This window comes from Angustibacter speluncae (assembly GCF_054777815.1).
This window is the reverse complement of the sequence record NZ_BAAHAF010000186.1, coordinates 975-7,279: the sequence shown is the minus strand read 5'-3', so window position 1 is coordinate 7,279 and position 6,305 is coordinate 975. Positions and strand designations below refer to the sequence as shown.

Genomic DNA, 6,305 nt, shown 5'->3' with positions numbered 1-6,305 from the left:
ACCGGTCGAGGAGCGACCGGCCGGGGGCGCGGTGCCGGGCGTGGCGCACCCGGGGAGCGTGCCCGGCCGCGACCCGCGCCGGGCGGCGCCGACCGCGGCCTGTGGACGGAACCCGCCCGCGGAGCCCCCTGTGGACGACGGGGCGCGTCACCCCTCGAAGGCGGGCTGCACCAGGCCCGCGGCCTCGGGCAGCTCGACCCACGACGAGCCCTCCTGCTGCAGCACCCGCCCGTCGGCGGTGGTGACGAGCAGGCTGCGCGGACCGTTGCCCGCGGCGAGGTCGGTGGCGCCCGGCACGGGGGCGAGCGGTGCCTGCGCCGTCCCGCCGATCTGCACCGGCAGCACCGCCACGTCGGCCGCACCGGCCGGGCGGGCGAGCACGGCGATCCCGTCCTCCCCGGTCCAGACGGCGTCGCGGACGGCCGCCAGCGGCGTGCCGAGCGCGAGCTGCAGCGGACCGGACAGCCGCACGGGCACGCCGTCGCCGTCGCGCACCACGGCGACGACGTCGACCGACGGCACCCCCTCGGCGGTCACCGAGGTGAGCACCGCGCGGGTGCCGTCGCGGGAGACCCGCAGCGAGGAGACGCGGCGCCCGGCCAGCCAGGGCGCCTCGACCCCGCCGGCCGCCACCCCCGGCTGCGCGACCTGGACCGTGCCGTCGGAGACCGCCGGGGAGGTCCAGACGTTGCCGCGCCAGTCGAACGAAGGCGGCGTCAGGTCGGCACCGACGACCAGCGGCTCGGAGACCTGCTCGTCGCCCGGGGCGAGGGTGCGCAGCTGGCTGCGCTCCTGCGCCAGGACGGCGAGCACGCCGCCGTCGTAGGCGAGCGCCGGGTGGCTCGGGCCGAGGCCGTCGAGCGCAGGCAGGTCCGGGATCGGTTCGGGGACGGCGCCGGAGAGCAGCACCGGCACCTCGCCCTGCAGCAGCACCGCCCCGGGCGCGACGTCGGGGTCGCGGCGCACGGCGCTCGCGGGGTCCTCGATCGCCAGCTCGCCGCCGTCGACGACGAGGCGCACCTGGGTGACCCCGAGCGAGGCGCGCAGGCTCGCCAGCAGCTGCGCGCGCATCAGCTGGCGCTGCTGCGGGCTCGCCGAGCGGGCCGCCGACGTCAGCGGCACGGTGGCCACGCCGCCGTCGACCCGCACCGCCTGCGGCGCCGCCATCCGGGTGCCGGACGGGAAGGCCGTCACGACCCCCGGCGACAGCCACGACGACGGACCCTGCAGCAGCTCGGCGACGAGCCGGGTGCGGGTCGAGTCCGACTGCGGGAACCAGCGCAGGTCGGGCACCAGGTAGTTGCTGGTCGGGTCGAGGAAGTAGAGCCGGTACGCACGGAAGACGGCGTCGAAGTCCGAGCTCGACACCAGCGCCAGGTCGGGGGTGCTGGCGATCCGCCACTGCCGGTCGGCACCCCGCTGCACGGTCAGCTCGACCGAGCGGACGGTGCCCGGCGGCGCCTGCTGGTACCGGCCGGACGCGTCGACCGTCCCGAGCACCGGCACGTCGATGCGGGCGGTGACCCGGTCGGACGCCCCGGTGCCGTCGCCCGCGCTGCCGGGCACGTCGCCCGCGGCGTCCGGGAAGGCGACCTGCGGCCGCGCGCCGGGGTACACGACGGTCTCGTCGGTCGGACGCCAGTCGGTGGCCATCCGCGGGCTGAGGTACGACCGGGCCACCTCGTAGTCGCGGTCGCCCGACCCCGCGGTCGAGACGGCCGTGCCCGCACCGGCGGAGGCGTCGAGGAACCCGCGGACGATCTCGACCGGCGCGGCACCCGCCGCGGGCGGCGGCACGACCCGGCGGAAGACGTCCTCGCCGACCGGGGCGCCCTCGATGACCGGGCCCTCGGTCGGGATCGACGCGCACCCGGTCAGCAGCGCGAGCGCGACCGCGGTGACGACCGCCCGGCGGTGCGGGCGGGCACGCCCGGGCCGGGCGGGGCGGCCGTCAGCCACCGACGCGCTCCCCGTCCGGGGCGGGCAGGTCGGTCGGGCCGGGCGGGTCCTCGCGCGAGGGGTGCGACACCACCCGCAGCGGGCGCTCGGGCGGCGACCCGGGACGCCGGGCGCCGAGCGGCAGCGGCGAGCCGGCCGGCACCGAGCCCGCGCGCCGCGGGAGCGTCAGCCGGAAGTCGGACCCCACCCGCACCTCGCCCCAGGCCTCGAGCGTCCCGCCGTGCAGGTGGGCGTCCTCGAGCGCGATCGCCAGCCCGAGCCCCGTGCCGCCGGTGGTGCGGGCGCGGGCGGGGTCGGCGCGCCAGAACCGGTCGAAGACGCGCTGCACGTCGGCCTGCCGGAGCCCGACGCCGTTGTCGCGCACCAGCACCGCCACGGCGTCGGCGTCGGCGCGCACGTAGACGTCGACCGGGTTGCCCTCGCTGTGCTCGACCGCGTTCACGACCAGGTTGCGGACGATGCGCTCGACCCGGCGCGCGTCGACCTCGGCCATCGCGGGGACGCGCGGCACGTGCGAGCGCAGCTCGCAGCCGCGCCGCTCGGCCAGCGGCACGGCGAGCTCGATCACCTGCTGGACGATGACCGTGACGTCGGCGGGTGCCGCCTCGAGCGCCGCCGCCCCGGCGTCGAACCGGCTGATCTCGAGCAGGTCGGCCAGCAGCGCCTCGAACCGGTCGAGCTGGGTCTGCAGCAGCTCGGCCGAGCGGGCCAGCGCCGGCGGGAACGACTCGCGCCCGTCGTGCAGCACCTCGCCGGCCATCCGGATCGTCGTCAGCGGGGTGCGCAGCTCGTGCGAGACGTCGGAGACGAACCGCCGCTGCAGGCGCGACAGCTCCTCCATCCGCACGATCTGGTCCTGCAGGTTCTCGGCCATCTCGTTGAACGAGCCGGCGAGCCGGGCCAGGTCGTCCTCGCCGCGGCGCTCCATCCGCTCGTCGAGGTGGCCGTCGGACAGCCGCGCCGCCACCGCGGCCGCCTGCCGCACCGGCGTGACGACCTGCCGGGTGACGACGAACGCGATCGCGCCGAGCAGCAGCACCAGGCCCGCCATGCCGATCGCGAGCACGCGCTGCACCGCCAGCAGGGTCTGCTGCTCGGTCTCGAGGCTCACCACGAAGTACAGCTCGTACGGGCCCGCCACGGGCACGTCGACGAGCTGGCCGACGAGCAGCCCGGGCACCTCGCCCCCGGTCGGCGTGGTGAGCGCGACCGAGCGCGACTGCTGCAGGTCGCTGCCGGTGACCTCGTCGCGCAGGTCCTGCGGCACCACGCCCGGGCGCAGGCTGCCCGACGCCAGGTCGTACACCGGCTCCGCCGCCGCCGGCGCGTCCGCGCTGCGCAGCAGCAGGATGCCGACGACCGACTCGCCGCCCGTGCCCGACACCTGCTGCAGGCTGTCGAGGACGAAGCTCTCGATCGTGCCCCGCGTCGTCGCGGGGTCGTAGCTGAGGACGGTGTCCTGGAAGTCGCGGGTGGCGCGCTCGGCGTCGGTGAAGGCCTGCTCGCGGCGCGACTCGAGCAGCCGGTCGCTCACCTGCGCCGCGACGAACGCGACGACGAGCAGCGTGGCGACCAGGCCGAGCGCCATCGTGGTGCTGACCACCCGCAGCTGCAGCGAGCTGCGCCACAGGTGGGCGACCCGTCGCCCGCCGACGACCACCGGCCGCAGCACGCGGCGCAGCGGCGGACGGGGCGGCGGCGCGGCGTCCGCGACGACCTCGGGGTCGGCGTCCGGCACGCCGCCGTCAGGCGGGTCCGGCCTTGTACCCGACACCACGCACCGTGACGACGACCTCGGGGTTCTCGGGGTCGCGCTCGACCTTGGACCGCAGCCGCTGGACGTGCACGTTCACCAGCCGGGTGTCGGCTGCGTGCCGGTACCCCCACACCTGCTCGAGCAGGACCTCGCGGGTGAACACCTGCCACGGTTTGCGCGCGAGCGCGACCAGCAGGTCGAACTCGAGCGGCGTCAGCTGGATCTGCTGGTCGCCGCGGCGCACGGCGTGGCCCGCGACGTCGATCGACAGGTCGCCGATGGTGAGCGACTCGGGCACCGGCTGGTCGGTGCGCCGCATCCGGGCGCGGACGCGGGCCACCAGCTCCTTGGGCTTGAACGGCTTGGGGACGTAGTCGTCGGCGCCCGACTCGAGGCCGAGGACGACGTCGACGGTGTCGCTCTTGGCGGTGAGCATGACGATGGGGACGACCGACTCGGCGCGGATCTGGCGGCAGACCTCGATGCCGTCCTTCCCCGGGAGCATCAGGTCGAGCAGCACCAGGTCGGGGCGCGCCGCCCGGAACGCCTCCAGGGCGCCGTCGCCGTCCGCGCAGAAGTAGGGCTCGAAGCCCTCCCCGCGCAGGACGATGCCGATCATCTCCGACAGCGCGGTGTCGTCGTCCACGACGAGGATGCGGCCCTTCATGCGGCCATGGTCTCACCTGCCCCCTCGCTCGCGTGGGAGCACCGGCCCACGTGGGAGGATCGGCCGGACCGCGCCACACGAGGGGGGACGACGTGAGCCAGGACTGGCGGCCGCCGGGGGGCGGCCCGGACGACGACGCGCCCGGCCCGGCCGCACCTGCGGGCGGTGGCTGGGCGGCCCCCGGCAGCGTGCCGCCGTCCACCGCGCCCGTCCCGCCGGCGGCCCACCCGCCGGTCCCGCCGGCCCACCCGGCACCGCAGCAGTGGGGGCAGCCGACGGGCTCCCCGGTCCCGCCCGACTTCACCAAGGCACCCGGTCCGGCCGCGCCCCCGCCGCCCGGGTACGGCTACGGGTACGGCCAGGGCGCGCCGGTCCCGCCGCCCGTCCCGCTCGCGCCGCGGCCCGGTGTCGTGCCGCTGCGGCCGCTCGGCCTCGGCGAGATCTACGACGGCGCGTTCCAGGTGATGCGGCGCAACCCCGCGGCCACCATCGGCTGGGCGGCGCTGATCGGCGGCCTCACCACGCTGATGGCCGTCGCGCTGCAGGGCCTGATGGGGCCTGAGCTCGCGCGCCTCACCGACCCCGCCACGGCCGCGACGGTGAGCGAGGACGAGCTCGCCGACGTCTTCGGCGTGTACGGCCTGGGGTGGATGGTCACCGCCGCCGTCACCGCCATCGGGCTCGCGCTGCTGAACGGCGTGCTGGTCGTGCCGGTGAGCCGCGCGGTCACCGGGCACCGGGCCTCGTTCGGTGACGCGTGGCGGGCGGCGTGGCCGCGGATGGGGGCGCTGCTCGGGCTCGTCGGCATCGGCGTGCTCATCGGGTTCGGCATCGTCCTGCTGCTGCTGGTGCCCGCGTTCCTCGCCATCGTCACGCCGTGGTTGCTGCTGCTGTACGTGCTCACGCTGCCGGCCGCGCTGCTCGCCGGGCTGTGGCTCACCGTGCGCACCAGCGTGGCGACGCCCGCGGTCATGCTCGAGCGCGCCGGGCCCGTGCAGGCGTTCCGCAGGGTGCACGCGCTGGTCGGTGGCCTGTGGACCGGGCCGTTCTGGCGCAGCGTCGGCATCCTCGTGCTCGCCTCGGTCATCGTCGGGGTCGCCAGCCAGGTGCTCGCGTTCCCGGCCTTCCTGGTGAGCGGCGGCATCGCCTTCGCGAACCCCGACGACCCGCTCGCCGCGGCCGGCGTGGCTCCGCTGCAGCTGCTCGTCACCGCGCTCGCCGGCATCGTCACCTCGGCGGTGCTGTACCCGTTCCAGGCCGGGGTCTGCACGCTGCTCTACGTCGACCACCGGATCCGGCGCGAGGGGCTCGACGTCGAGCTGGCGCGCGCGGCCGAGCAGCCGTGAGCGTCCCGGTCGTCCCCGACGAGCCGACCGCCCGGCAGTGGCTGGAGCAGGAGCTCACGGACCCTGCCTACGCCAGGGCGAGGCCCGGTCTGCTGCAGCGGGTCTGGGAGGCGCTGCAGGACGCCCTGAACAGCGCCGAGGGACCCACCTCGCCGCTGCTGCTGCTCGTCCTGCTCGCGGTCGTCGTCGGCGTCGTCGCCCTCGTGGTCCGGCGCACCGGCCCGCTGCGCGCGGCCGCCCGCACGGGCACGGCGGGCGCCGGCGAGATCGGGCTCGAGGAGCACGTGACCGCCACCGGCTACCGCGCCCGCGCCGACGCCGCGGTGGCGGCGGGCGACTGGCGAGCCGCCGTGCTCGACCGCTTCCGCGCCCTGGTCCGCGGGCTCGAGGAGCGCACCGTGCTCGACCCGCGCCCCGGCCGCACGGCCGACGAGGCCGCGGGCGAGGCCGGGGCGCTCCTGCCCGCCGTGGCCGACGCGCTCGCCGACGCCGCCCGGGTGTTCGACGACGTCGCCTACGGCGACCGCACCGCCACCCCCGACCACCACGAGCGGGTGCGCGCGGCCGACGACGCCGC

General features: G+C 77.0%; 5 protein-coding genes. 2 read left to right on the top strand and 3 right to left on the bottom strand.

Annotation, left to right across the window (positions count from 1 at the left end):
* Window positions 1-147 precede the first annotated feature (147 nt).
* From ACYVKY_RS20340 to mtrA, 3 genes are read right to left on the bottom strand one after another with little or no spacing between them, the layout of a single operon-like run.
* Window positions 148-1,959: an LpqB family beta-propeller domain-containing protein gene (locus ACYVKY_RS20340; protein ID WP_460436807.1), complete on the bottom strand. Its 1,812-nt coding sequence runs from the start codon at window positions 1,957-1,959 to the stop codon at window positions 148-150.
* The gene (gene mtrB / locus ACYVKY_RS20335; RefSeq protein WP_460436806.1) at window positions 1,952-3,697 is read right to left on the bottom strand and encodes an MtrAB system histidine kinase MtrB; all 1,746 of its coding nucleotides are present in this window, start codon (window positions 3,695-3,697) and stop codon (window positions 1,952-1,954) included. The genes ACYVKY_RS20340 and mtrB overlap by 8 nt, the downstream gene beginning before the upstream one ends.
* Before the next feature lie 7 nt (window positions 3,698-3,704).
* Complete coding sequence (gene mtrA, locus ACYVKY_RS20330) at window positions 3,705-4,382, bottom strand: MtrAB system response regulator MtrA (protein WP_460436805.1); 678 nt, start codon at window positions 4,380-4,382, stop codon at window positions 3,705-3,707.
* 92 nt (window positions 4,383-4,474) lie between these two features.
* Here mtrA and ACYVKY_RS20325 point away from each other — a divergent pair, with 92 nt between their 5' ends.
* Both ACYVKY_RS20325 and ACYVKY_RS20320 read left to right on the top strand, forming a co-directional pair.
* Window positions 4,475-5,728 carry a hypothetical protein gene (locus ACYVKY_RS20325; protein ID WP_460436804.1) on the top strand — a complete coding sequence of 418 codons (1,254 nt, stop codon included), beginning with the start codon at window positions 4,475-4,477 and terminating at the stop codon, window positions 5,726-5,728.
* On the top strand, window positions 5,725-6,305 hold a 581-nt coding region (locus tag ACYVKY_RS20320), incomplete at its 3' end, for a DUF4129 domain-containing protein (RefSeq protein ID WP_460436803.1). The genes ACYVKY_RS20325 and ACYVKY_RS20320, both read left to right, overlap by 4 nt.

Bases quoted from the DNA above. Each gene is read 5' to 3' on its own strand.
- mtrA (WP_460436805.1), bottom strand. From the start codon at position 4,382: ATGAAGGGCCGCATCCTCGTCGTGGACGACGACACCGCGCTGTCGGAG.